The organism is Limosilactobacillus avium (assembly GCF_947381485.1).
In the GTDB taxonomy this organism is placed as follows: Bacteria; Bacillota; Bacilli; order Lactobacillales; family Lactobacillaceae; genus Limosilactobacillus; species Limosilactobacillus avium.
Map to the genome: position 1 here is coordinate 1 of NZ_CANCWN010000030.1, position 22,545 is coordinate 22,545.

Here is a 22,545-nt window from a genome sequence, read left to right on the forward strand (position 1 = left end):
TACTTTTGTTTGTGGTTATTCAAAAGTCTATCACAAATGACTTTTTTATTTTTCTAACTTAATTTTACAAACCGCGATCCTAAAAAAGCGCCCCAACCCCGGTAAAGGGGATGGAGCGCTAGGGTCACTACCTGAGTAACCACTTAATTAGGCGTTTAACGTGCTTACTAGGCACAATGATGAATAAGATACACCAATGCAATGGGAACACCTCCCACTATACGCATAAAATGGAGCTGGTCAGGCTCCCGGCGTACTCAGTTATTGTATCACGGGAAAGCTATGCTATAATATAGCTATGATGAATAAGATACCGGTGTACAAAAACGATGCTTGTTGGTCGCTTGCATCGAACCGGTTGGGGCGCTTAATAGGCGTCCTTTTTTAGTTAGCATGAAATCTAGCAATTGCTCCAGTAACCGTAAAATTTGCTCGTCTATCTATACTTTTATCACCGCATTTTAAGAAAAGCGCCCCAACCCCGGTAAAGGGGATGGAGCGCTAGGGTCACTACCCGAGCAACCACTTAATTAGGCGTTTAACGTGCTTACTGGGCACAATCAGGATTATAAGGAACCAATGTCCCACAGGAGTCACCTCCCATTGCACATGGTTTAAGTGGGAGCTGCCCACCCGATGTGCAATGTTAATTGTACCATGCCTTAAATATGGTATAATAAATGTATCAGGATTATAAGGCCGGTGTGCAAAATGATAGTGAGGTAGCTCCTCACTATTGAACCGGTTGGGGGCGCTTAATAGGCGTCCTTTTTTAGTTAGCATGAAATCTAGCAATTGCTCCAGTAACCGTAAAGTTTGCTCGTCTATCTATACTTTTATCACCGCATCTTTAAGAAAAGCGCCCCAACCCCGGTAAAGGGGATGGAGCGCTAGGGTCACTACCCGAGCAACCACTTAATTAGGCGTTTAACGTGCTTGCTAGGCACGATAAAGATGACTAGCCAAAAATGGCTCATGGTGTTTCACCACCTTATTGCACATTTTCGAAAGTGATTGGGTTCCGGTGTGCAATAATTAGTGTACCATGTTATACTTAGTTCACAAAGATGATTAGCCGGTGTGCAAAATGGCTTCAGTTGATTACTTAAGCCGAACCGGTTGGGGGCGCTTAATAGGCGTCCTTTTTGTTTGGTACGAAAATTTAAAATTGGTTGTTTGCCTTTACTTCAGCACTATCTCTGAATTTCTCAACAGAAAAGCGCCCCAGTCCCGGAAAGTGGACGGAGCGCTTATTAATTGTATATAATATATGTATCAAGAGAATTATACTGGTGTGTAAAATGGCTTCAGTTGATTACTTGAGCTGCACCGATGGGAGTGAGACAGAACTAGCTTGCTAGTTCGTTTTCGAACCCCCGTCGACGCGAAGCTAGCCTGTGGAAGCACAAAGAGGGCTCTAGCGTTCGGTTTTTCTGAACGCTAGAGCCCCTTTGTGTACTGCGCTGTTGCATTTTTAACTATATAGGAGGCTTATGTCACGGCTCCTTTATATCTAGTTATCCTTTGCGGCCGCCTCTTCACGAGCGTGCTTGGCACGAAGGTCCGCTTCCATCTTGTCTTGGAAACTGTCAACGTGGTAGAAGAGCAGGGCAATTGCGGAAAGACCGAACCCCATGATGGGAATCCAGACATAGTTCCAGGTAATTGCGTTGAGGGCCGACTGTGTTTGGGTTTGGTTGGCAACGTAGCCACCCAGGGCCAAGACCCAACCGGTAATTGCCCCACCAAGACCCATACCTAGTTGGGCACCAAAGCTGGAGAAGGCGGTAATGATTCCTTCCGCCCGGACACCGTTCTTCCATTCACCATAGTCAACAGCATCAGCCAACATAACGGCAATTAGACCGGAGATAAAGCCCAGACCAAGGTTAACGATGATGTTAGCGGCAATGATGATTGGGACGTTTTGAACCTTTGCCCCAACCCACATTACTAATTGGCCGGTGATTGAAACGAGCCAACCAACCATCATCGTGTTCCGCTTACCGATTCGTTTAGAGAACCACGGTGTGACGGCAACGGTGATCGAGCCAAACAAGCCCAGGCCGAGCATGATGGAGGTCAGTCAGGCCGCGTGCATGTTGTACTTGAAGAAGTAAACCGTTACCTGGTTCCGGGTCTGCATCCCAATCCAGTAAACGAAGTCAATGAAGAAGATGATTGCCCATGGCCAGTTACCCTTCAAGGCCTTCAGTGAGGTCTTGATTGGCAGTGACCGCCGTTCGGCAACGCTCTGAACCCGTTCTCGGGTGTTGAAGAAGGCGTTAAGTAGGATGACGCAGGAAAGAAAAGCAAGGATAAGGCCCAACCAGAAGAAGCCCTTCTGGTTATTCCCCTGACCAAACGCCTTGACAAGGGGGAGGGCAATCACGGAAATCAGTGTACTGCCGGCGGTAGCGAAGAGGGCACTAATGGTAGAAAGGGTGACCCGTTCGTTGGCGTTGCTCGTCAGGTTAGGCAGGATCAACGTCAGGGGGATGTTGACCCCGGAGTATAAGACGTCAACACCGATATAAGTTATGTAGGCCCACAGGATCTTGCCACCCAGATTCAGGTGCGGGGTGGTAAACACCAGCACACAGAAGATGGAGTACGGGATCGAGAACCATAGCCAGTAGGGCCGGCTTTTCCCCCAACGGGTATGGGTATGATCGATTAAAATTCCCCAGAATGGCCCGTTAAAGGCATCGATGACCCGGGCGACCAAGAATAGGGTCCCCACGGCCGCCGCGGAAATTCCGTAGGCGTCCGTGTAGAAGTACATGAGGAAGTTCCCAATTAAACCAAAGGACAGGCAGCAGGCAAAGTTACTTGCACCGTAGCTTAACCTTTCTGGCCAGCGAACCTGGTGTTCATTATTAAGTGTATTAACTGATTTATCCATAGTTTTCGCCTCTAGAATTGCTGAATAAGAATTGATTCGTTAACAAATTAATACTTTCACGTTTGAACAGCTCAATTCTAAAGCGCTTCCAAGCAAATGTAAATGTTTTTTAAATAAAAAATATGTTTTTTAATAAAAAGATATTCATTTTGTTAAAACAGTGTATACTGAAGGCAGAAATAACTCACAAGGGGAGGAAAACATTTTGGACAAACAAAAAATGCCCCGGGACTTTTTCTGGGGGAACTCGGTTTCGAGCATGCAGACTGAAGGGGCCTACGACATTGATGGGAAGAGCAAGTCGGTTTACGATGTCCGGCCCGCAACGGCGATTAGTACTGACTGGCACGTTGCCATTGATGAATACCACCGTTATGAGGAAGACCTCGACCTGATGCAGAAAATGCACTTCAACATGTACCGCATTCAGATTTCCTGGTCCCGGGTTGTGAAGGACGGGGACGGTGAACTCAACCCCGCGGGCATTGCTTTTTATGACCGCCTGATCAACGCCATGCTGGCTCGTGGCATTCAGCCGATGGTCTGCCTCTACCACTTTGACATGCCACTAAAGCTTGCCAAGGAAGATAACGGCTTTATGTCCCGGAAAACGGTGGCGGCCTTTGTTAGGTACGGCAAGGCCATGATTGACCATTTCGCTGACCGGGTAAAGTACTGGATTGTCTTTAACGAACACAACCTCTACTTCACTGACGAGGCGTTTAACATCGCCGGCTACACGAAGGGGGACAAGTCGCTTGACGACCTGTACACCATCTTCCACCACACGATGCTTTGCTATGCACAGCTCAGTGCTTACCTCCACACTAATTATCCGGACGTTAAAATCGGGGGCATGATTGCCTACACGCCAGTTTATCCGGCCACGTCTAAGCCCAACGACGTTTTCTACGCCCGCAAGTCGAATGAGTTTTTGAACGAGAACCTCAACAAGTTGTACACCAGTGGTGAGTACTCGACCGAAGTCCAGGCCTATATTAAAAATCACCAGGTCAATAACGACTACCAGGATGGTGACGGGGAAATCTTGGCACAGATTCACGCCGACTTCCTGGCGTTTAGCTACTACCGGTCAACGACCCTGAACGCTGACAAGCTTCGCCCAGACTGTGCACCCAACCGCTACCTCAACGCGGGGATGGAAGCCAACCGCTTTACCCCCAAGACTGACTGGGGCTGGGATATTGACCCGCTCGGTTTTCGCAACATCATCACCCACCTTTATAACTGCTACCACTTGCCGGTCTTCCCAATCGAAAACGGGATTGGTTGCCAAGAAGAGTGGGATGGCCAGCACCCAATTGAGGATGACCAGCGGATCAAGTACCACCGCGACCATATTCGGGCGATGAAGGCGGCAATGTTTGAAGACGGTGCCAAGGTGTTAGGCTACCTGGGTTGGGGCCTGATTGACATTCCCAGCTCCCATGCCGACGTTAACAAGCGATACGGGGCCGTCTACGTAAACCGGACCAACCACGACCTTAGGGACCTTAAGCGGGTACCGAAGAAGTCTTTCTACTGGTTCCAAAAGGTGCTCGCTGATAACGGTGATCAGATTTAGGAAAGGGGAAACGACGATGAGAGCGCTGATGACGGTTGATGTTGGTGGCACGAGCATTAAATTTGGCTACTACGCCAACCACCAGCTTCATAAATTGACGGACTGTCCCACCCCCGCCACACTTGTGGATTACTACCGGGTAATTGCAGCGCAAAAGGACGCGCTGGCAGACGACTTTGACCTGGTTGGCGTTGCCGTTTCCTCGCCGGGAGCCGTCAATAAGAAAAAGGGGGTAATTGAGGGAAGCAGTGCCATCAAGTACATCCATAACTTCCCCATCCGCCAGCAACTTGCCCAGCGCTTAAACACGCGGGTCAGCCTTGAAAATGACGCCAACTGTGCCGGCCTGGGCGAGAGTTTCTTCGGTGCCGGCAAGGACTGCCACACCATCGTTGCCATCGTGATTGGCAGCGGGGTCGGTGGGGCGATTATTGAGGACCACGGGGCCCACCTGTTTGGTGGCGAGTTTGGCTACATGATTATGCACCCAACCAGCGGGGCCACGCTAAGTCACCTGGTTTCACCAGTAGCGGCTGCCAAGGCCTTTAGTAAAAAAGTGGGGACGCCGGTTACTGGCAAGGAATTGTTTGCCCGTGCCCAGGATGGGGACCGCGACGCCCAACAGTTTGTCGACCAGATCACGACCTACCTAGCCCTTGCCTGTTATAATTTACAAAATTCCTTTGACCCTGATAGAATTGTCATTGGTGGGGCGGTTTCGGCTAACCCGGTATTGCTTCCGGCCGTTAAGCGGCACATCGCTGCCTGGCAGGAGAAGAATACGGATGTTGGCCAGTGCCCCGAAGTTGTTATCAGTAAATTCCATAATCAGGCTAACCAGCTGGGGGCGGTGATTGACTTCTGCCAGAGCTATGGCCTGACGATTGATCAAATATAATTAGGCGGGTCAGCGATGAAAAAATACGAGGCAGTTGCAGAGAAAATCAAGAAACGAATATTTGACGGGACGTACCAGCCGCGGACACTCCTTCCCAACCAGCTGGAACTGGCGGACGAATTTAACGTCAGCAAGATCACCGTTAAGCGGGCCCTGGATTACTTGGAAAGCATCGGCTTGCTCTATAAGCAGTCGGGGCTGGGAACCTATGTCCTGGGCAATATTTCACTGATGGGTGAAAATGATTCCCCAGTAGGAGCCTTTCAGGGCCTGAAGTCCCAACTAGGTGACCGGGTTTCCAGTCGGGTAATTAAATTTGAGGTTACCTTCCCGACCAAGGACCTTTGCCGGCGGTTGGACATCAAGGAAACGGAGCCGGTCTATCAGATCATCCGTCTCCGCCTCCTCGATAAGCAGCCCTTTATCATTGAACACTCCTACATGCCGGTCCGGCTGGTCCCTTCCCTGTCTGAGGATGTCCTGGAGCAGTCGATTTATAAGTATATTCACCAGAAGCTGCAGATTAAGTTTGGCGGGGCCTTTCGAAAAATCAATGCCGACCGGGCGGACCAGTATGATATCAAGTACCTGGGTGCCAAAAAGGATACCCCAATTCTGGAAGTCGAACAGATCGTCTGGACCAGTAACGGGCAGAACATTGAGTACTCGCGGAGCCGGAACCTCTACAATAAGCGTTCGTATACCGTTGTCGAGACTAATTACGATTAAAAATATATCTTTTAATAAAAAGAGCATGATGATTATTTACAAACGCTGCCAAAAGGCATATTATTTAGACAGTCAATGGCTAATGTGGAGCCGTTGAATACGGATAATATTTGATAAGGAACGTGAGATAAATGGCAGAACCAATGTTTTTGAAACCCGTTTTTCATGAAAAAATTTGGGGTGGCCGGCGCTTGGCCACCGATTTTAACTACAACCTTCCTGCGGGAACGATTGGTGAATGTTGGGCAATTTCTGGCCACCCTCACGGTCCCAATGAGATTGAGAATGGTGAGTTTAAGGGCCAACTCCTTCCGGACGTCTACGCTAAGCACCCGGAGGTCTTTGGCAATCCGCAGTCACCAGTGTTTCCACTGCTGACCAAGATCCTGGACGCGGAGGCCAGCCTCTCTGTTCAGGTGCACCCCGACAACGCTTACGCGGAGAAGCACGAGCACGAACTGGGCAAGACCGAGTGCTGGTACATCATCCACGCCGACGAAGGCGCCTACTTAACCTATGGTCACACTGCTAAGACCCGGGAAGAACTCAAAGAAATGATTGAAAAGCATGAGTGGGGGAAGCTTTTCGGCAAGAAGCCGGTTAAGACTGGGGACTTTGTATACGTCCCGTCCGGTACCATTCATGCCCTCAACAAGGGAATCATGGCCTTAGAGACCCAGCAGAGCTCTGACACAACTTACCGGATCTATGACTACGACCGGGTGGACAAGAAGACCGGCAAGAAGCGTGCCCTCCACCTCAAGCAGTCAATTGACGTCACCACCGTACCGTTCAAGGAACCACAACTTAACAGCACGGTAGAAAAGGCGGGCGATTCGGTCGTCACGACCCTGATCACCCAACCAGATTCACCGTTCTTCAGTGTTTACAAGTGGGAAGTCAATGGCCACCTTACCCGGCAGCACGAGCATGGTCCCTACACTTTAATGTCAATCATTGATGGCCAGGGAACCTTAACCGTGGACGGCAAGGAATACGAACTGAAGAAGGGGACTCACCTGATTATCCCCGCAACCGTTAAGGAGTGGTCAATGGACGGCAAGATGCTGGTCATTGCCTCGGAATCAGTTGAATAATTATCTTAAAGTTGTGGCACCCGTATAGAAAAATGCTACAGCACGGTATACAAAAGGACTCTAGCGTTCGATTCTTTTGAACACTAGAGCCCTCTTTGTGCTTTTTAAGGGCTTGCTTGCTTCGACGGGGGTGCGAAATGTTTGTTATTTAGGTTTGCGTGCCCTTTAATAATTCTATAAGCCAAAAAAATGATTGGGGTGAGAATTTGGAGATTAACAAACTAAGGGCCTTTGTAGATTTGGCGCAAACGCTGAGCTTTTCGAAGACGGCCGAAAACCTATACACTAGTCAAAGTGCAATTTCCAAGCAAATTAAGTCACTGGAAAGGGAACTAGGGCGTAGCCTATTTAGGCGAACTAATAAGAATGTCGAAATATCGGCTTTCGGCAAGGAAATCTTGGCGGATGCCACCGCGGTAGTCGAGTTAAACAAACGAATGGTAAATAAGGCAAGGAATTTTGACGTGGAAAAGAGTAACCAAATTACCTTGGGTGTAATTCCGAGCTTTTCCAATAATGACATTTTTCGCAAGGTGATCGACTACCAGGCCCTCCGCCCCACGGTTAAGATCGCGATTCATGAAGATGAGACCTGCAACCTTTTGAACCTGCTTGATGAGGGGAAAATCGACGTGGCCTACACGCGGTCCCTCGATCCGACCAGGTTAAACTACGATCGAGTTATTGTCACCAGGGAAGAATTTGTCGCTTGTTTAAATAAGAAGCACCCCCTCGCTACCGCACAGCGCATTAACCTCCGCCAATTAAAAGACGAAAAGTTCATCATGCTCTCGCGACAGAGCCTCCTTTATCAGCCCGTTGTTGATTTGTGCCACGCGGTTGGCTTTGACCCCCAAGTATCATTCACGAGTGAACGGGTTAGTTCAATCTTCCAAATGGTTAAGGAAAACCAGGGGGTTGCCATAATGATGCAGCCAGACCGTCCAAGACCAGACATCGCAATTTGCCCACTAGTACCCACACGCCCTAGTTACTTGCTTTTTGCGAAGAGTAGGCAAAGTGATACCAAGTTGGTTACGGACTTTTGGAACTATCTCCAACAATTTGCGATGCCAAAGTGGAATGATTAACGGCTAAAACGGAATTGATGTTTACTTATCATCCTTTTCATAATAAAGGCAAAAATAAAAGTAGGTGACTTATCATGACAGAACTACCTAAGGATCCTTGGGATTTAAGAAAAGTGTTACGGGAAATTAAGGATAATCCAGCTGATTATCACGAGACTGATGTTGAAATTGATCCGGACGCGGAAATCTCTGGTGTTTACCGTTATATTGGGGCCGGGGGGACCGTTGAACGGCCGACCCAGGAGGGACCAGCCATGATGTTCAACAATCTGAAGGGCTTCCCCCACACCCGGGTTTTAACTGGCTTAATGGCCAGCCGGAAGCGTGATGGCCGGATCCTTCACCATGATTACAGGACGCTGGGCCGCTTCTTAAAGGATGCGGTTGAAAACCCAGTCCACCCAGTTAAGGTGGAAAAGAAGGACGCTCCTGCTCAGGAAGTGGTACACCTTGCCAGTGACCCCGACTTTGACATTAGAAAACTAGTGCCAGCACCAACGAATACTGAATACGATGCCGGTCCCTACATTACTTGTGGCCTTGTCAAGGGCTCTAGTCCGGATAAGTCGATGAGTGACGTTACCATTCACCGGATGGTACTGGAGGATAAGGACACCTTAGGAATGTATGTTATGCCTGGTGGCCGTCATATTGGACACTTCCAAAAGGAATTTGAAAAGCTAAACAAGCCGATGCCAATCACAATCAACATTGGCCTGGACCCAGCGGTAACGATTGGTGCCACCTTCGAACCACCAACAACGCCGCTCGGCTACGATGAGTTGGACGTTGCCGGGGCCCTCCGGCAGGAACCGGTTCAGTTAGTAGATGGGGTTTCTGTAGACGAAACCGCATTGGCCAGGAGCGAATACGTGATTGAGGGCTACATTATGCCTAACCAAACGATGCAAGAGGACATTAACACCAACACCGGTTTTGCAATGCCTGAGTTCCCGGGTTACAACGGGGTGGCTAATCCGGCGGTCAACGTGGTTAAAGTAACGGCGGTGACTCACCGGAAGGATAATCCAATCATGCAGTCCGTAATTGGGCCAAGTGAGGAACACGTCTCAATGGCGGGAATTCCGACAGAGGCGTCAATTCTGGAAATGGTCGATAAGGCAATTCCCGGAAAGGTGGTTAACGTTTACAATCCGCCAGCCGGGGGTGGTAAGCTCATGACCATTATGCAGATCCACAAGGACAACCCCGCGGACGAAGGAATTCAACGCCAAGCAGCCATTCTAGCCTTTGCTGCCTTTAAGGAATTAAAGACCGTTTGGCTAGTTGATGAGGACGTCGATATCTTTGACATGAATGATGTGGTATGGACGATGAACACCCGTTTCCAAGCAGACCAGGACTTTGTCTGCCTTCCGGGCATGCGGAATCACCCGCTTGACCCTTCAGAGCGGCCCCAGTACGATCCTAAGTCAATCCGGGTCAAGGGGATGAGCGCGAAGACAATTATTGACGGGACCGTTCCATTTGATATGAAGGACCAGTTCGTTCCAAGTTCAAGGAAATGCCGGACTGGAAGAAATATTTGAAATAAGGGTTGATTAATTTGAAAAAGATCATTATAGGCATCTCCGGGGCCTCCGGCAGTATTTACGGAATTGACCTGCTTAAAAAGTTAAAACAGGTTGAAGGCATTGAAACCCACCTGGTAATGAGTGACTGGGCTAAGGAGAACATTAAGCTTGAAACTGACTACCAGCCGGAAGAAGTAGAAAAGCTGGCCGACTTTGTTTATGATGACCATAATTTAGGGGCCAGCATTGCCAGCGGATCCTTTCGGGTTGATGCAATGGTGGTTGAACCAGCCAGTATGAAGACCGTTGCTGGGATTAGCGTTGGCTTTGATGATGATCTGATCATCCGTGCGGCGGGTGTAATGCTAAAGGAACAGCGAAAGCTGATTCTTGTTCCCCGTGAAACGCCCCTTTCAGCAATTCACCTGGAAAACCTAACCAAGCTGGCAAAACTTGGTGTCCAGATTATTCCACCCATCCCGTCCTTCTACGACCATCCGCAAACCATCCAGGACATCATTGACCACCAGTCAATGAAGGTAGTTGACGCGTTGGGAATCGATAACGAAATAGGGCGGCGGTGGAATGGCTAACTTGATTCATAAACAAATTTTCACAGTCAAGCAGGAAGGGTACACGATTACCGCTAGTGCGACCTTAATGAACAAGGACCTGCTGGTTAACCTAACTGGCGGTAATGTTCCCCACCTAGGTGGAATCGTCAGTTACGACAAGAAGACTGGCAAGGTCACAAAGGTCCACTTTGCTAGTCATGATGGTCGAATCCATAAGGATATTATGCTCGCTGAGCAGTTTGTAAAAAGGGTTGTTGATCAGGCTCCCGGCAATATCTGCGTCACCGCTGGCGTACATGTTGACGGTATTACTGCTGCCCAGATTAACGCGTCGTTTGCGATGGTCGATAATCTAGCCGTGCAGGTTATTACATGGTTTGCTGGGTTTGCCCAAGAATTTAGTGATCCCCAATACACGACGCACCTGCAGAACTTTGAAGTCGGGAAGGGTGAAGTTCATGAAGAAAATAATGACAGACGCTGAGCTGAGCGGGATGCCGCAGGACTACGTTGAACCTTTTGAAATGGCAAAAGACGAATTTCCACAGGCGACCGATGATCCTGCAGGGATGAAGACATTGGACGTGGACCTGAAGCCCCATTATCCGCAGGTACACCTCAACGTGGTGTATGCCTATAAGGATAGCCTGAAATTACACCTGCACATTATTGTGCCGGCTGGGGAGCGGCGTTTTCCCCTTATCATGTGGGTTCAGGGTTCGGCTTTTCATAAGCAGAACCTCGGTAACCACCTTGCCCACATGGTTGAAGTTGCCAAACACGGCTATGTGGTTGCAATGGTGGAGTACCGTTACGCACCCCGCTGGTCCTTCCCCGTTCAGGTTCGGGATTTGAACACGGCAACCAGGTTTATGCATGATGCATGCGGAGCAGTACCATGTTGACCCCAAGCGATACGGTGCCTGGGGAGATTCTTCCGGTGGTCATACTGTGACCCTTGCTACCGTGACGGAAGGCAACCAGTTTTTCAGTGATGAGGATGTCGAAACAATGCCGCTTAATTTTAAGGCTTGCGTTGATTTCTATGGGCCAACGGATATTAGCCGTATGAATAAGGTCCCATCGACACAGGACCACGTCACCGCCCACAGCCTAGAGGGCGAATTCCTAGGCACAAAGGACATTTACCAAAACCCAGAACTGGTGCAAAAAGCAAATCCAATTAACTATATTAAGCCGGATAAGGAGCTACCACCATTTTTAATCATGCACGGCAACAAGGACCGCTTTGTGCCATTTGAACAGAGCTGCTTGTTGTACCAGGCATTAAAGAAAAATGGCCACCGGGCGGACTTCTATTGCCTGGCGGGGAGCGACCACGGCAGTGACGGCTTCTTTGCACCGAAAACGTTAGACACTGTCTTTGAATTCCTGCGAGTCATAGTTGGCTAATTAAGTGTTGACAATAGCTTAAGATTAAACTATACTAACCACAATTTAATTTAACTCTAATTTTATAAGTGCGTTGATGAGAAGAGTAGAGACATCTTGTTTCAGGCAGTGACCGCTGATGGTGAGAAGGCGGGTAACGGGGTGTCTTGAAGATGAGCTCGGAGCAACGAAGCGTGGTCGGCCAATTGCCGGCTGTAATTCCGGCAGGATCCGTTACCATCCCTGGTATTTAACTTGTTAAGTACTGTTGAGGCTGATTTTATCGGTGAAATTGGGTGGTACCATGCTATGTGCGTCCCTAGGTAGAATTTTTCTACTTAGGGGCGCTTTTTTTGTTTAGGAGGGGAAGTAAAATGACGAATTTCAATACACGACTTGTACACCAACCCGCACAGGGAGATAACGGCACCGGGGCAGTGACCGTTCCCATTTATAAGGCAACCACTTTTGAGTACCCGGCAGTGGGCGCCCCCATCAAGGACGACTACTCACGTTCAGGCAACCCAACCCGGCGGGCACTGGAGGACCAGTTAGCCGACCTTGAAGGTGGGTACCAGGGCTTTTGTTTCTCTTCGGGGATGGCAGCGATTCATGCGGCCCTCGCAATCTTCAAGCAGGGGGACCACATCATCGTTGGGTACCAGATTTACGGTGGCACCTTCCGCTTGCTCCACCAGTTCTTTGCCCGCTGGGGCCTATCCATTACGGCGGTCGACACCCGGGACTTAGCGGCAATCGAAGGGGCTATCCGGCCGAACACCAAGGCCATTTACTTTGAACCGGTGACGAACCCCCTGCTTCAGGTGACCTCCGTCAGTGATGTTGCTCAACTGGCCCACCAGCACCAGCTGTTGACGATTGTGGACAATACCTTCCTCAGTCCCTACCTCTTGCGGCCGTTGACCCTGGGGGCCGACGTTGTCATCCATAGTGCCACCAAGTACCTTTCCGGCCACTCCGACGTTTCCGCCGGCGCCGTCATCGTCAAGGATCCGGCACTCGCCCGGCGGGTCTACTTCATTCAAAATGCCCTCGGCGCGGTTCTGTCGCCTGAAGATAGCAACGAACTGGCCCGGGGGGTGAAGACCCTCAGCCTGCGCCTCGACCGGCAGATTGCCAACGTCAAGGAGTTGGTTAACTACCTGCGGCCCCGGCCGGACATTGCGCAAATTTACTATCCTGGGGTCAAGGGCCTGGCGGGGTACGAAGCCCTGCAAAAAGAGGCGACCGGTGCAGGCGGTGTCTTCTCCTTCGAGCTCAGTACGGGGATCGACCCGGTTCGCTTTGTCAACCAGCTTAAGCTTTTCAAGCTGGCGGTCAGCCTGGGAGCGGTGGAAAGCCTGGTCGAGCTTCCCAGCAAGATGAGTCACGCGGAGTTGAGTCCTGAAGAACAATTAGCCGCGGGAATCAAGCCGGGGTTGATTCGGATGGCCGTGGGAATCGAGGACTACCGTGATCAAATTGCCGATATTAAGCAAGCCCTGGATAAGGCACAAAAGTAAGGAGGAAGAACTATGTCAGAAAAATCACTCGATACAATCATTGCCCAGGCTGGCAACCACCTGGATGGTAAAAAGGCCGTTGCCCTGCCCCTGTACTTCTCATCGAACTACCGCCACGATTCACTAGCGGAGGCCAAGAATTTTGACCCCCACCGTGGCTACACCTATTCACGGCTTGCCACCCCTAACCGGCGGGCGCTTGAGGAAACGATGGCCCGGTTAGAGAAGGGGACCGCTGCCTTTGCTGTCAGCTCGGGGATGGCGGCCATCCAGCTGGCACTGAGTATCCTCAAGACGGGGGACCAGCTAATCTCGTTGGACGACCTCTATGGCGGCGATTTTCGCTACTTCCGTTACCTGCATGACCACGCCGGGGTCGACTTTGACCAGTGGGACGGCCGATCAATTGCTGACCTGGTGGCCAAAGTTTCCACGAAAACGAAACTCGTGTGGCTGGAGACGCCATCAAACCCGATGATGAAGAAGGTTGACATTCAGGCAGTGGCAACTGCGGTACACGAGAAGAACCCGCAGACCCTGGTGGCGGTTGATAATACCTTCTACACACCGGTTTACCAGCAACCACTGACCCTGGGGGCTGACATTGTGGTTCATTCGGCAACGAAGTACCTTTCGGGGCACAATGACCTGCTGGGTGGGATCTTAGTCTGTAAGGACCCCGACCTCGCCGCCAAGTACTACGAATACTACATTACCACCGGCGACACCCTCGACTCGTTTGACTCCTGGCTCTTGTTGCGAAGCCTGAAGACGCTGACGATCCGGGTTGAGCGCCACACCAGCAATGCCCAGCAGGTCGTTAAATACCTGCAAGGTGAACCTCACGTTAGTAAGGTCCTCTATCCCGGCAAGGGCGGCATCATTAGCTTCTACCTTAAGGATGAGGGCGACGTCGAAAAGATCTTGAACAACGTGAAGGTGATTACCTTTGCGGAGAGCCTCGGGGGAGTCGAAAGCCTAATCACAATCCCGTTTTACCAGACTCACGCGGACGTGGAGCTTGACCAACGGCAGCGGCTCGGCATCACGCCCCGCCTCCTCCGGCTGTCCGTTGGCCTGGAGGATCCAACAGACCTGGTTAACGACCTTAAACAGGCACTTGGTAAATAAAAGGCGCCCCGCACGGTGAGCACGGGACGCTAATATCAATTATTTACGGTGACGCGGGGCAACTGCCCGGCGGATTGCCGGGTAGCGGGCCAAGAGGGAAATGCCATAGGCGAAGCTGGTCGCCATGGTAAGGGCCCAGACGAACCATTCGTTGCTGAAGCTAAAGAAGGCGATTGAGGAAAGGTCCTTGAGGATTTCCTTGAACAACTCCTCAAACACCGCGGCCCCACTGACCGCGGCCTGGTCGGCAAATTCAATGATGATGTCAATTACGAACACAACAATCCAGCCGAACAGGTATGGCCAGTTGCGCTTGACCTTAATGATGGGCCGGCCGTAGCGGTCCTTCCCCTGGGGGCCAGTGACCGAGACCCGGGTCGCCTGGAAGAAGCCGATGAGGATGCCGATTATTAACAGGAGGATGGTCAAAAGAACTTTGTGGGCAAAGTGTTCTTCATGCAGGGCCAGGACCATCATGACAAAAGCGTAAGCGGGGATGATGATTAGGCTCCGCCGGGTGACGGGCTCAAACTCAAATGTCCCCTTTATAAATGAATATATTAATAGGATGAAAAGGATGATAACCCACATTTTTAACTAGTCCCCCTCCTGGTAGTTATTGTTTCCATTATAGTTCACAACGGGGTGGACAGCAGCACCGATTCAGGTAAAATAAGGATAAATTCAACTGGAGGAGAAAAACGATGCAAAAGTACACACGTCAGGCTAAGCTGGCCGACTTGGCCCGGATAATGTCAATCATTCAAGACGCCAAGGCCCAGCTGAAGGCCGCCGGGAGTTCCCAGTGGCAGGGGGCCTATCCTGCTGAAGACGATATTGCCGCGGATATCAAGGAGGGTCACGGCTTTGTCTTCATCAACGGGCAGGAGATTGCTGGTTACGCGGCGGTAATCGTGGGGGCCGAGCCAACCTACCAGAAGATTGACGGAGCGTGGCAAAATGACCAGGATCCTTACGCCACCATCCACCGCATTTGCTTTAGTTCCGCATACCAGGGGGAAGGGCTGGCGAAGATCTTCATGGCCGACCTCTTAAGCCTACAGGTTGCCCAGGGGGTTGCCAATTTCCGGATTGATACGTCGAAGTATAACCAGCCAATGCAGGCGGTTGCCAAACGCAGCGGTTTTGCTTACCGGGGGATTATTCAGGTCACCGAGGACAAGGAGAACCCTGACCGGTTAGCATATGAATTGAATTTAAAGTAAGAAAATGGGAGTGAGACAGAACTAGCTTGCTAGTTCGTCTTCGAACCCCCGCAAGCACAAAGAGGACTCTAGCGTTCGGATTTGCCGAACGCTAGAGTCCCTTTGTGTACTGCGCTGTAGCATTTTTAACTATATAGGGGACTTATGTCACAGCCTCATTTTTGCTTACTTTATGGTCGTTGACCGAGGCCACCTTCTAATGTGATGGTCTCTCCCGTCATGTACTTAAAGTCGGGTGAAGCTAGTTGAACGCAAACCTGGCCGATTTCCTTTTCGGCATCCCCAAAGTGGCCCATCGGGGGAACGTGGACGTTAGCCTTGAAGGCGTCCGGGAAGGCGGTCTTAAACTGTTCCAATTTGGCAGTCCAGGCGAGCGGGCAGACGACGTTAACATTCACCCCGTCCTTAGCCCATTCGGTGGCGGCCACCCGGCTCATCCCCCGGATACCCTCCTTTGCGGCGGCGTAGGCACACTGGCCATAGTTGCCGAAGAGGCCGGCACCGGAGGCAAAGTTGATTACTGACCCACCGTTTTCCTTCAAGTATGGGTAGCAGGCCTGCATGTAGTAGAAGGCCGCGTACAAACCGGAGTAAATTGCCAGGTCAAACTGGTCCTTGGTGTGGTCAACCAGCGTGACGCCGGAAGCGGACGCCTGGGCATTATTGATCAATACGTCAAGGCGGCCGAACTTGGCAATCGCCTTGTCGACGACGTCCTTGACCACGGCCTGGTTGTCAGCCTGGGGGTTGATGTCCGCCGGCACTGCCAGTACCTCAATTCCGTAATTCTTCTCTAGCTCGTCCTTAGCGGCGGCAAGCTTATTTTCGTTACGACCGGTAATAACCAGGTTGGCCCCCTCCTTGGCGTAGGCGGTGGCGATACCGTAACCAATCGAACCACAGCGGCCGTCACTTAAAACGGCCCGCCCCGCACCAGTGATCAGAGCTACTTTTCCCTTTAGAAAACCCATGTTGTTTCCTCCTTTAAATGATCAAACTCTATAGGTTGATTTTATCATGGCCCTAGCTAACGTCAGTTATAGGAGTAATTATCTTAATAAAAAAATAATAAAGCAGTCGCTGAATGCTTGGGCCAGCGACTGCTTTACTACTACTTTTCGAATGTCATCTCTTCACGCAGGGCGTCGTAGATGAATGGCTGTGACCCGAGGGCCATGCTGGTGTAGTAGGCCACGAAGGTCACGATTGCCATCGGGAGGATTTGTTCGATTGAACCAATCATTTCCGTGGCCAAAAGGATCGAGGTAAATGGTGTTCCTTCCGTGGCGGCAATGTAGGCGGTCATCCCCAGGACAATCATGTTCAGATAACAGGCGGCCGGAAGAATACCCGCGTGAACCATCAGTAGGCCGAAGATGGCTCCCCAGATACCGCCGAGGACAAAGATGGGCATAAAAATACCGCCGGGTACGGTGGCCCCGTAAGAAACCATGGTACCGACAAAGCGGATTACCAGGAAGGCGACCAGGAGGATGAGGTAGTGCCACCATCCCCGGCTGTTGGGCATGATGCTCAAAAACTGGATTACCTTGTGGCTTCCCCCCAGCAGTTTCGCATTCCACAGGCCGACGGGAATCACGAGGAGGAGGGGGATAATACTATGGAAGCGGTCGGGGATGATGGTCAGCTTGCCGTACCACCACTTCAGGTTCAGGATACAGTACTGGAAGCCGTATGCTCCCGCCCCAATTACAACCCCGGCAACCAGCAGCCACGGGTAGGCAGTGAAGGGGAGGTTCATCTTGATTGGTAAATACAGGCAGGGCCGGGTCCCAAAGTAGAGGAAGGTCGCAAAGTCAGCCGCAATGCAGGCAGCCAGGGTGGGCACCCAGACCCGGTTCCTGAAGTCGTGGGTAACTTCTTCCAGCAGGAAGACGGTCCCGGCGAGGGGGGGCACTGAAGGCTGCCGCAAGCCCTGCCGCGGCCCCGCACTGCAAAAGAAGGTGGCGGTCGTCATCACTGAGGTGGAAGACCCGCTCCGAGAAGCCCTCACCAATGCAGGCCCCCATTTGGATGCAGGGCCCTTCCCGCCCCAGGAAGAGACCGGGACAGATTGCCAGGAGACCACCGACGAACTTCCGCCATAAAACGGCCCACCACTTCATCCGGTGCTTGCCAAGCAGAATGGCCTCAATCTGGGGAATTCCGGACCCGAGGAGGTCGAGCTCTTCGCCCCGGATGGTACGGGCAATTAGCCCGGCGATGAGAAACATCAACAGGACGTAGGGGATGAGCAACCAGGGGTGGCGAGCCATCTGGGGATAGATGAACCAGAGGACTTCCAGGGTGTGATCAATGATCCACCGGAAGGCCCCAACGAGCAGGCCGGTAAAGAAGCCGACCACGATTCCCGCCCCGACGTGTTTGAGAAAGGGGTTGGTGAATGGGCGCCGCAATAAGTCACGCGCCCGCATGGGTTGTGCAGTTTGCAAAATCGTTTCCTCCCAAAAATAAGTTCACTTCAAATTATATCCTTTCTTGCTGGTTCGTGCTGAAACTTATGCTATCATTAGTCTCAGTTACTAAGTGAAGTGGAGGAAAGAAAATGGAATTTATTGCAACCCTGGCGGGGCTGTTGCTGATGACCCAAATTGTTGCGCACTACTGCCGACGGGTGGAAATCCCTGAGGTAATCGGGCAGATCATTGTCGGCATCATCGTGGGCCCGGCAATGCTGAACTGGGTCCACCTCAATTCGATGATGAACGAGTTTCAGGAGATTGGGGTCATTATTTTGATGTTCATCGCGGGGCTCGAAAGTGACCTCTCGCAGTTAAAGAAATACCTAAAGCCCGCCTTCGCGGTGGCAATGGCGGGGGCCATCGTCCCGGTCATCGTGATGTCGCCGGTGGCCTACTTCTTTGGCTTCACCAAGACTGAGTCCGTCTTTATCGGGGTTATCTTTGCCGCCACGTCCGTCAGCATTTCAGTGGCGGTTTTGCGGGAGTTTAACCAACTCAGCAGCCGGGAAGGGGCAACCATCCTCGGGGCCGCGGTTGCCGATGACATTATCGGCGTCATGATGTTATCGATCATGATCAGTGTGATCAACGGTGAGGGCGGCGACGCCCACACCAGTTTGCCGCTCTGGCTGGCCCTGTGTCTGCAGGTTCTCTTCTTCGGTGGGACCTATCTGTTGGTCCGCTGGTTGGCACCCTATTTGATGCACCTCAGTGAAAAGATGCTGACCGAGTCGGCGCCGTCCGTCATGGCGATGATCATCTGCCTGGGGATGGCCTCAATTGCACACTACGTTGGCCTGAGCGGGGCGGTCGGGTCCTTCTTTGCCGGAATTGCGGTTGCTAACACCCACCGGAAGGAGACAATTGACCGGAGCTTTGAGCCCATTGGTTACGCCATCTTCATCCCCCTTTTCTTCGTCAGCGTCGGCCTGAACATGCGCTTTGATAACATCCAGCGGTCCCTGCTGTTCGTGATCTTGATGACGGTGTTGGCCTGCCTGACCAAGCTGGTCGGCTGTGGGGCCGGGGCCCGGATCGCCGGTTTCAACATGGTGAGCTCCTACGTTGTTGGTAGCGGGATGATTGCCCGGGGGGAGATGGCCCTGATCACCGCCCAGATTGGGTATGAGGCCCACCTCCTGTCGCCGATGTACTATTCAGACGTTATTACCGTGATCATCCTGGCAACGATCTTGGCGCCGTTTATTTTGAAACATTCATTGAAAAAATTACCTACTGCTTGAAATTAAAAGGGATTGGCGAAGCGTTTCGTCAATCCTTTTTGTAGCCCCAGTCGCTTTTGGTTGGGTCCCCGTGGATAAAATGCTAAAATAGATAATCACGATTACAGAGAAAAGGGGAACGAAAATGGAAGACGGAGAGCAACGCGTTGAACAGCAGCGGGTCGACCGGGTCGATGAGGAAATTGCCCGCCAGATCACGGAAACCAAGGAATCGGTCGCTGCTGCCCATAAGGAAACCCGGGCGGTCGAAAAGAACTACAGCGAGAACGCCTCAATCAACCGTTACGAAGTTGATGATATTGCCGAATCGCGGTCCGAACTTGAACAGCAGCGGCGACTAGTTTCCCAAGCGGCCGAGAACGAAACCATCCTAAACCACCAGCTCCGCACCCTAAAGAACCTCCAGGGGTCCCCGTACTTTGGCCGAATCGATATTCTGGACCCGGGCGAAGACGAGCCGGAGAGCCTCTACATTGGGACGGCATCGCTGATGAATAGCGACAAGACCGACTTCTTGGTCTACGACTGGCGGGCGCCCATCTCCGGGGTCTATTACAACGGAACGCTCGGTAAAGTTAAGTACGAGACACCGGCGGGAACGCAGACCACCAATCTGGTTAAGAAGCGCCAGTTCACGATCAAGGATGGTAAGATCACCAATATGTTCGATACCAACGAAACGGTTGGTGACGAGCTCCTCCAGGCCGCCCTCGGTGAGCAGAACGACCAGTACATGCACAACATCGTGGCGACGATCCAGCAGGAACAAAACGACATTATCCGGGATACCCGCAGTGACCTCCTCCTTGTCCAGGGAGTTGCTGGTTCCGGAAAGACCTCCGCAATTTTGCAGCGGATTGCCTACCTCCTCTACCACAGCCGGGCGGAACTGAACGCCGACCAAATTGTCCTCTTCAGTCCGAACAACCTCTTTAGCCACTATATCTCGGAGGTCCTGCCGAGCCTGGGGGAGCGGAATATGCGCCAGGTTACCCTGGCCGGCTTCCTCCGCCGGCGGTTTGAAGGCCTCCAGGTGGAAACCCTCTTTGACCGCTACGAGGAACGGCAGAAAAACAGCGGGGACCATGTTGTTGCTGACTTCTTGGAAGGCGCCCCAATAATGGCGGCCGTCTTTGACTACGTTCACCAGTTACCCGTGGAACAGATCCAGTTTGCCGACCTGACCTTCAATAGCCAGGTCTTCTTCAGTGCGGATCACATCCGCGACCTTTACCAAGCCCTTCCCAAGACGATGACAGCGGCGGACCGTTTAGTTCACCTGAAGAACAAGCTAATTCGTGAACTCCAGCACCGGGTGCGGGAAGAGGCGAAGAAGGACTGGGTTGCCAAGGCCCTCGATGACCTGGACGTCCAGCAACTACACCGTCTGTACGGCAAAAAGACGGTTGACGACTTTAAAGATGAGGACACCCAGTACGCCTACCTGGCCCGCCGCCTGGCCAAGCGCCGTCTGCGGGTGGTAGCCGACGCAATTTACAACAATTACTTCATTGACTTTTACAACCAGTACGAACGCTTCCTCCGCCAGGTTGACCTTCCGGAGAACATCAGTAAGCGGGACTGGATCAACACGATTACCGACTACCAAAATGAAATCGAGTACCACCGTCTGAAGCTGATGCACACGGTTCCGCTGATGTATTTACGGGACTTGATGACGGGGAGTGGGCAGAACCAGTCCTTCCAGTACGTCTTCATTGACGAGATGCAGGACTACCCACTGGCAATGCTGATCTACCTCCGCCACGCCTTCCCCCGGGCCAAGTTTACCGTCCTGGGTGACAGTGAGCAGGCGCTGTTCAAGCCTCTCCGTTTGCCCCAGGAGATGCTTAAAGAATTAAGCACGGCTCTGCAAGCCAAGCACCCCAACCTGATTGCCCTGAACCGGAGTTACCGGTCGACCAAGGAGATTACTGACTTCGCTAAGGCCCTCCTGCCCGATGGGGACCAGGTTATTTCCTTTACCCGTCACGGGGAGCGCCCGGCCCTCTATGTTCGCTATGATCAGGTGGCCTGCGACCAGTGTGTGGCGGCGATGGTAGCCAAGCACCGGCAGAAATTTGAGACGGTGGCGGTCCTGACCAAGAACCGCGACCAGGCGGAACACATTTACCGTCACCTGCACCAGCAGGGGGTTAGTGACCTTCACTTGCTCAGCGCCCGCGATAGTGCCCTACCAACGGGGATCCTTGTTTTGCCAATATACCTCGCCAAGGGCCTCGAGTTTGACGCCGTCATTGCCTACGATATTTCCCAGGAAAACATGGCAAACGTCGATGCCGTGGGGATGATCTACACAATGGCAACCCGGGCAATGCACCAGTTGACCCTGGTAAGCAACGGTCCGGTTGCTAAGGCAATTACTCCTCAGGCCGGTAAGCAGGTCGTGATTGAGCATGAATTAACCGATAAACAATAAAAACGCTTTCACGGCCTAGGGGAATATGTTACTCTATTAGTAGCGATTTATAAGGAGATGTTCCGTATGGTAAAAGATGAATATACTTTGGTACTGGTAAAGCCGGATGGTGTTAAGACACGGCACATCGGTGATATCATTACCCGAATCGAACGGAAGGGTTACACCATTGAAGCCCTGAAGATGATCATCCCAACCGAGGAAAAGCTGCGTCAACACTATTCTGACAAGGTGGACAAGCCATTCTTCCCTGAACTTTTGGAATACATGACTGAAGGCCCAATTGTCGGAATTGTGGTTTCCGGGACGAACGTTGTCCAGGCCATCCACAACATGGCCGGGGCTACTAACCCTGGCGAGGCCGAGTGGGGGACCATCCGTGGGGACTACGGTCGTGAATGGCCAGATGGTAACCTGCGGAACATCATCCACACCTCTGATACGGTAGACAGTGCCACCCGGGAAATCGGTATCTGGTTCCCCGAATTTGACGTGGAACAAGCTCGTAAGGCAAAGCTGGAAAATAATTAATACTCTTAAAGTAAAGAAACTGGTGAAAAGTCACTTGCTTTTCACCAGTTTCTTTAAGTTCTAATACAGATTTCGCCGGTACACCGTAAGCACACCATAACGACACGTATTGAAAAAGGCGGTCGTAATCCTCAAGCTTGGATCACGATCGCCCTACTTA

At 51.6% G+C, this 22,545-nt stretch carries 17 protein-coding genes and 3 pseudogenes; 16 read left to right on the plus strand and 4 right to left on the minus strand.

From position 1 onward, the window contains the following. Nucleotides 1-1,513: 1,513 nt before the first annotated feature. A pseudogene (locus QOS01_RS08585) lies at nucleotides 1,514-2,905 on the minus strand (glycoside-pentoside-hexuronide (GPH):cation symporter). A 205-nt stretch (nucleotides 2,906-3,110) separates the two neighbouring features. Here QOS01_RS08585 and QOS01_RS08590 point away from each other — a divergent pair. From QOS01_RS08590 to QOS01_RS08645, 12 genes and pseudogenes are all read left to right on the plus strand, one after another. Next, entirely contained in the window at nucleotides 3,111-4,490 is a 1,380-nt protein-coding gene (locus QOS01_RS08590) for a glycoside hydrolase family 1 protein (RefSeq protein WP_283621987.1), read from the plus strand. A gap of 16 nt (nucleotides 4,491-4,506) precedes the next feature. Beyond that, nucleotides 4,507-5,388, plus strand: a complete 882-nt coding sequence (locus tag QOS01_RS08595; protein ID WP_283621988.1) for an ROK family protein — start codon at nucleotides 4,507-4,509, stop codon at nucleotides 5,386-5,388. Between the two features lie 15 nt (nucleotides 5,389-5,403). Further along, on the plus strand, nucleotides 5,404-6,117 hold the full coding sequence (locus tag QOS01_RS08600; protein ID WP_283621989.1) for a GntR family transcriptional regulator: 714 nt from the start codon (nucleotides 5,404-5,406) through the stop codon (nucleotides 6,115-6,117). Nucleotides 6,118-6,248: 131 nt separating this feature from the next. Next, the gene (gene manA / locus QOS01_RS08605; RefSeq protein ID WP_283621990.1) at nucleotides 6,249-7,214 is read left to right on the plus strand and encodes a mannose-6-phosphate isomerase, class I; all 966 of its coding nucleotides are present in this window, start codon (nucleotides 6,249-6,251) and stop codon (nucleotides 7,212-7,214) included. Between the two features lie 206 nt (nucleotides 7,215-7,420). Beyond that, nucleotides 7,421-8,305, plus strand: a complete 885-nt coding sequence (locus QOS01_RS08610) for a LysR family transcriptional regulator (protein ID WP_283621991.1) — start codon at nucleotides 7,421-7,423, stop codon at nucleotides 8,303-8,305. A 74-nt stretch (nucleotides 8,306-8,379) separates the two neighbouring features. Next, nucleotides 8,380-9,860 (plus strand): annotated as a pseudogene (locus tag QOS01_RS08615) (UbiD family decarboxylase). A gap of 6 nt (nucleotides 9,861-9,866) precedes the next feature. After that, on the plus strand, nucleotides 9,867-10,433 hold the full coding sequence (locus tag QOS01_RS08620) for a UbiX family flavin prenyltransferase (protein WP_283622002.1): 567 nt from the start codon (nucleotides 9,867-9,869) through the stop codon (nucleotides 10,431-10,433). Beyond that, complete coding sequence (gene lpdD, locus QOS01_RS08625; protein WP_283621992.1) at nucleotides 10,426-10,899, plus strand: prenylated flavin chaperone LpdD; 474 nt, start codon at nucleotides 10,426-10,428, stop codon at nucleotides 10,897-10,899. The genes QOS01_RS08620 and lpdD overlap by 8 nt, the downstream gene beginning before the upstream one ends. After that, a complete protein-coding gene (locus QOS01_RS08630) occupies nucleotides 10,874-11,320 on the plus strand; it encodes an alpha/beta hydrolase family protein (RefSeq protein WP_283621993.1) in 447 nt (148 codons plus the stop codon). The genes lpdD and QOS01_RS08630 overlap by 26 nt, the downstream gene beginning before the upstream one ends. Next, entirely contained in the window at nucleotides 11,292-11,828 is a 537-nt protein-coding gene (locus QOS01_RS08635) for a prolyl oligopeptidase family serine peptidase (protein ID WP_283621994.1), read from the plus strand. The genes QOS01_RS08630 and QOS01_RS08635 overlap by 29 nt, the downstream gene beginning before the upstream one ends. A 353-nt stretch (nucleotides 11,829-12,181) precedes the next feature. Then, the gene (locus QOS01_RS08640; RefSeq protein ID WP_283621995.1) at nucleotides 12,182-13,330 is read left to right on the plus strand and encodes a trans-sulfuration enzyme family protein; all 1,149 of its coding nucleotides are present in this window, start codon (nucleotides 12,182-12,184) and stop codon (nucleotides 13,328-13,330) included. 12 nt (nucleotides 13,331-13,342) lie between these two features. After that, complete coding sequence (locus QOS01_RS08645; RefSeq protein WP_283621996.1) at nucleotides 13,343-14,461, plus strand: trans-sulfuration enzyme family protein; 1,119 nt, start codon at nucleotides 13,343-13,345, stop codon at nucleotides 14,459-14,461. A 39-nt stretch (nucleotides 14,462-14,500) separates the two neighbouring features. On the opposite strand, the gene QOS01_RS08650 is transcribed toward QOS01_RS08645, so the two are convergent. Further along, complete coding sequence (locus tag QOS01_RS08650; protein ID WP_283621997.1) at nucleotides 14,501-15,052, minus strand: hydrophobic protein; 552 nt, start codon at nucleotides 15,050-15,052, stop codon at nucleotides 14,501-14,503. 113 nt (nucleotides 15,053-15,165) lie between these two features. On the opposite strand from QOS01_RS08650, the gene QOS01_RS08655 reads away from it, so the two are divergent. Further along, nucleotides 15,166-15,687: a GNAT family N-acetyltransferase gene (locus QOS01_RS08655; protein WP_283621998.1), complete on the plus strand. Its 522-nt coding sequence runs from the start codon at nucleotides 15,166-15,168 to the stop codon at nucleotides 15,685-15,687. A 170-nt stretch (nucleotides 15,688-15,857) separates the two neighbouring features. Here the strand turns inward: QOS01_RS08655 and QOS01_RS08660 are convergent, their stop codons facing one another. Continuing rightward, nucleotides 15,858-16,658 (minus strand): SDR family NAD(P)-dependent oxidoreductase, encoded by an 801-nt coding sequence (locus tag QOS01_RS08660; protein WP_283621999.1) that lies wholly within the window; start codon nucleotides 16,656-16,658, stop codon nucleotides 15,858-15,860. Between the two features lie 140 nt (nucleotides 16,659-16,798). Then, nucleotides 16,799-18,122 (minus strand): annotated as a pseudogene (locus QOS01_RS08665) (ClC family H(+)/Cl(-) exchange transporter). Nucleotides 18,123-18,253: 131 nt separating this feature from the next. Here QOS01_RS08665 and QOS01_RS08670 point away from each other — a divergent pair. From QOS01_RS08670 to ndk, 3 genes are all read left to right on the plus strand, one after another. Continuing rightward, entirely contained in the window at nucleotides 18,254-19,414 is a 1,161-nt protein-coding gene (locus QOS01_RS08670) for a cation:proton antiporter (protein WP_283622000.1), read from the plus strand. A 124-nt stretch (nucleotides 19,415-19,538) separates the two neighbouring features. Continuing rightward, nucleotides 19,539-21,854 (plus strand): RNA polymerase recycling motor HelD, encoded by a 2,316-nt coding sequence (helD, locus tag QOS01_RS08675; protein WP_283622001.1) that lies wholly within the window; start codon nucleotides 19,539-19,541, stop codon nucleotides 21,852-21,854. A 66-nt stretch (nucleotides 21,855-21,920) separates the two neighbouring features. After that, the gene (gene ndk, locus QOS01_RS08680) at nucleotides 21,921-22,385 is read left to right on the plus strand and encodes a nucleoside-diphosphate kinase (protein ID WP_047768610.1); all 465 of its coding nucleotides are present in this window, start codon (nucleotides 21,921-21,923) and stop codon (nucleotides 22,383-22,385) included. Nucleotides 22,386-22,545: the final 160 nt, after the last annotated feature.

What these genes read in the sequence shown, in the direction of transcription:
- QOS01_RS08595 (WP_283621988.1), top strand. Translation starts at nt 4,507, where the DNA reads ATGAGAGCGCTGATGACGGTTGATGTTGGTGGCACGAGCATTAAATTT.
- QOS01_RS08600 (WP_283621989.1), top strand. Translation starts at nt 5,404, where the DNA reads ATGAAAAAATACGAGGCAGTTGCAGAGAAAATCAAGAAACGAATATTT.
- manA (WP_283621990.1), top strand. Translation starts at nt 6,249, where the DNA reads ATGGCAGAACCAATGTTTTTGAAACCCGTTTTTCATGAAAAAATTTGG.
- lpdD (WP_283621992.1), top strand. Translation starts at nt 10,426, where the DNA reads ATGGCTAACTTGATTCATAAACAAATTTTCACAGTCAAGCAGGAAGGG.
- QOS01_RS08630 (WP_283621993.1), top strand. Translation starts at nt 10,874, where the DNA reads ATGAAGAAAATAATGACAGACGCTGAGCTGAGCGGGATGCCGCAGGAC.
- QOS01_RS08635 (WP_283621994.1), top strand. Translation starts at nt 11,292, where the DNA reads ATGATGCATGCGGAGCAGTACCATGTTGACCCCAAGCGATACGGTGCC.
- QOS01_RS08640 (WP_283621995.1), top strand. Translation starts at nt 12,182, where the DNA reads ATGACGAATTTCAATACACGACTTGTACACCAACCCGCACAGGGAGAT.
- QOS01_RS08645 (WP_283621996.1), top strand. Translation starts at nt 13,343, where the DNA reads ATGTCAGAAAAATCACTCGATACAATCATTGCCCAGGCTGGCAACCAC.
- QOS01_RS08650 (WP_283621997.1), bottom strand. Translation starts at nt 15,052, where the DNA reads ATGTGGGTTATCATCCTTTTCATCCTATTAATATATTCATTTATAAAG.
- QOS01_RS08655 (WP_283621998.1), top strand. Translation starts at nt 15,166, where the DNA reads ATGCAAAAGTACACACGTCAGGCTAAGCTGGCCGACTTGGCCCGGATA.
- QOS01_RS08660 (WP_283621999.1), bottom strand. Translation starts at nt 16,658, where the DNA reads ATGGGTTTTCTAAAGGGAAAAGTAGCTCTGATCACTGGTGCGGGGCGG.
- QOS01_RS08670 (WP_283622000.1), top strand. Translation starts at nt 18,254, where the DNA reads ATGGAATTTATTGCAACCCTGGCGGGGCTGTTGCTGATGACCCAAATT.
- helD (WP_283622001.1), top strand. Translation starts at nt 19,539, where the DNA reads ATGGAAGACGGAGAGCAACGCGTTGAACAGCAGCGGGTCGACCGGGTC.
- ndk (WP_047768610.1), top strand. Translation starts at nt 21,921, where the DNA reads ATGGTAAAAGATGAATATACTTTGGTACTGGTAAAGCCGGATGGTGTT.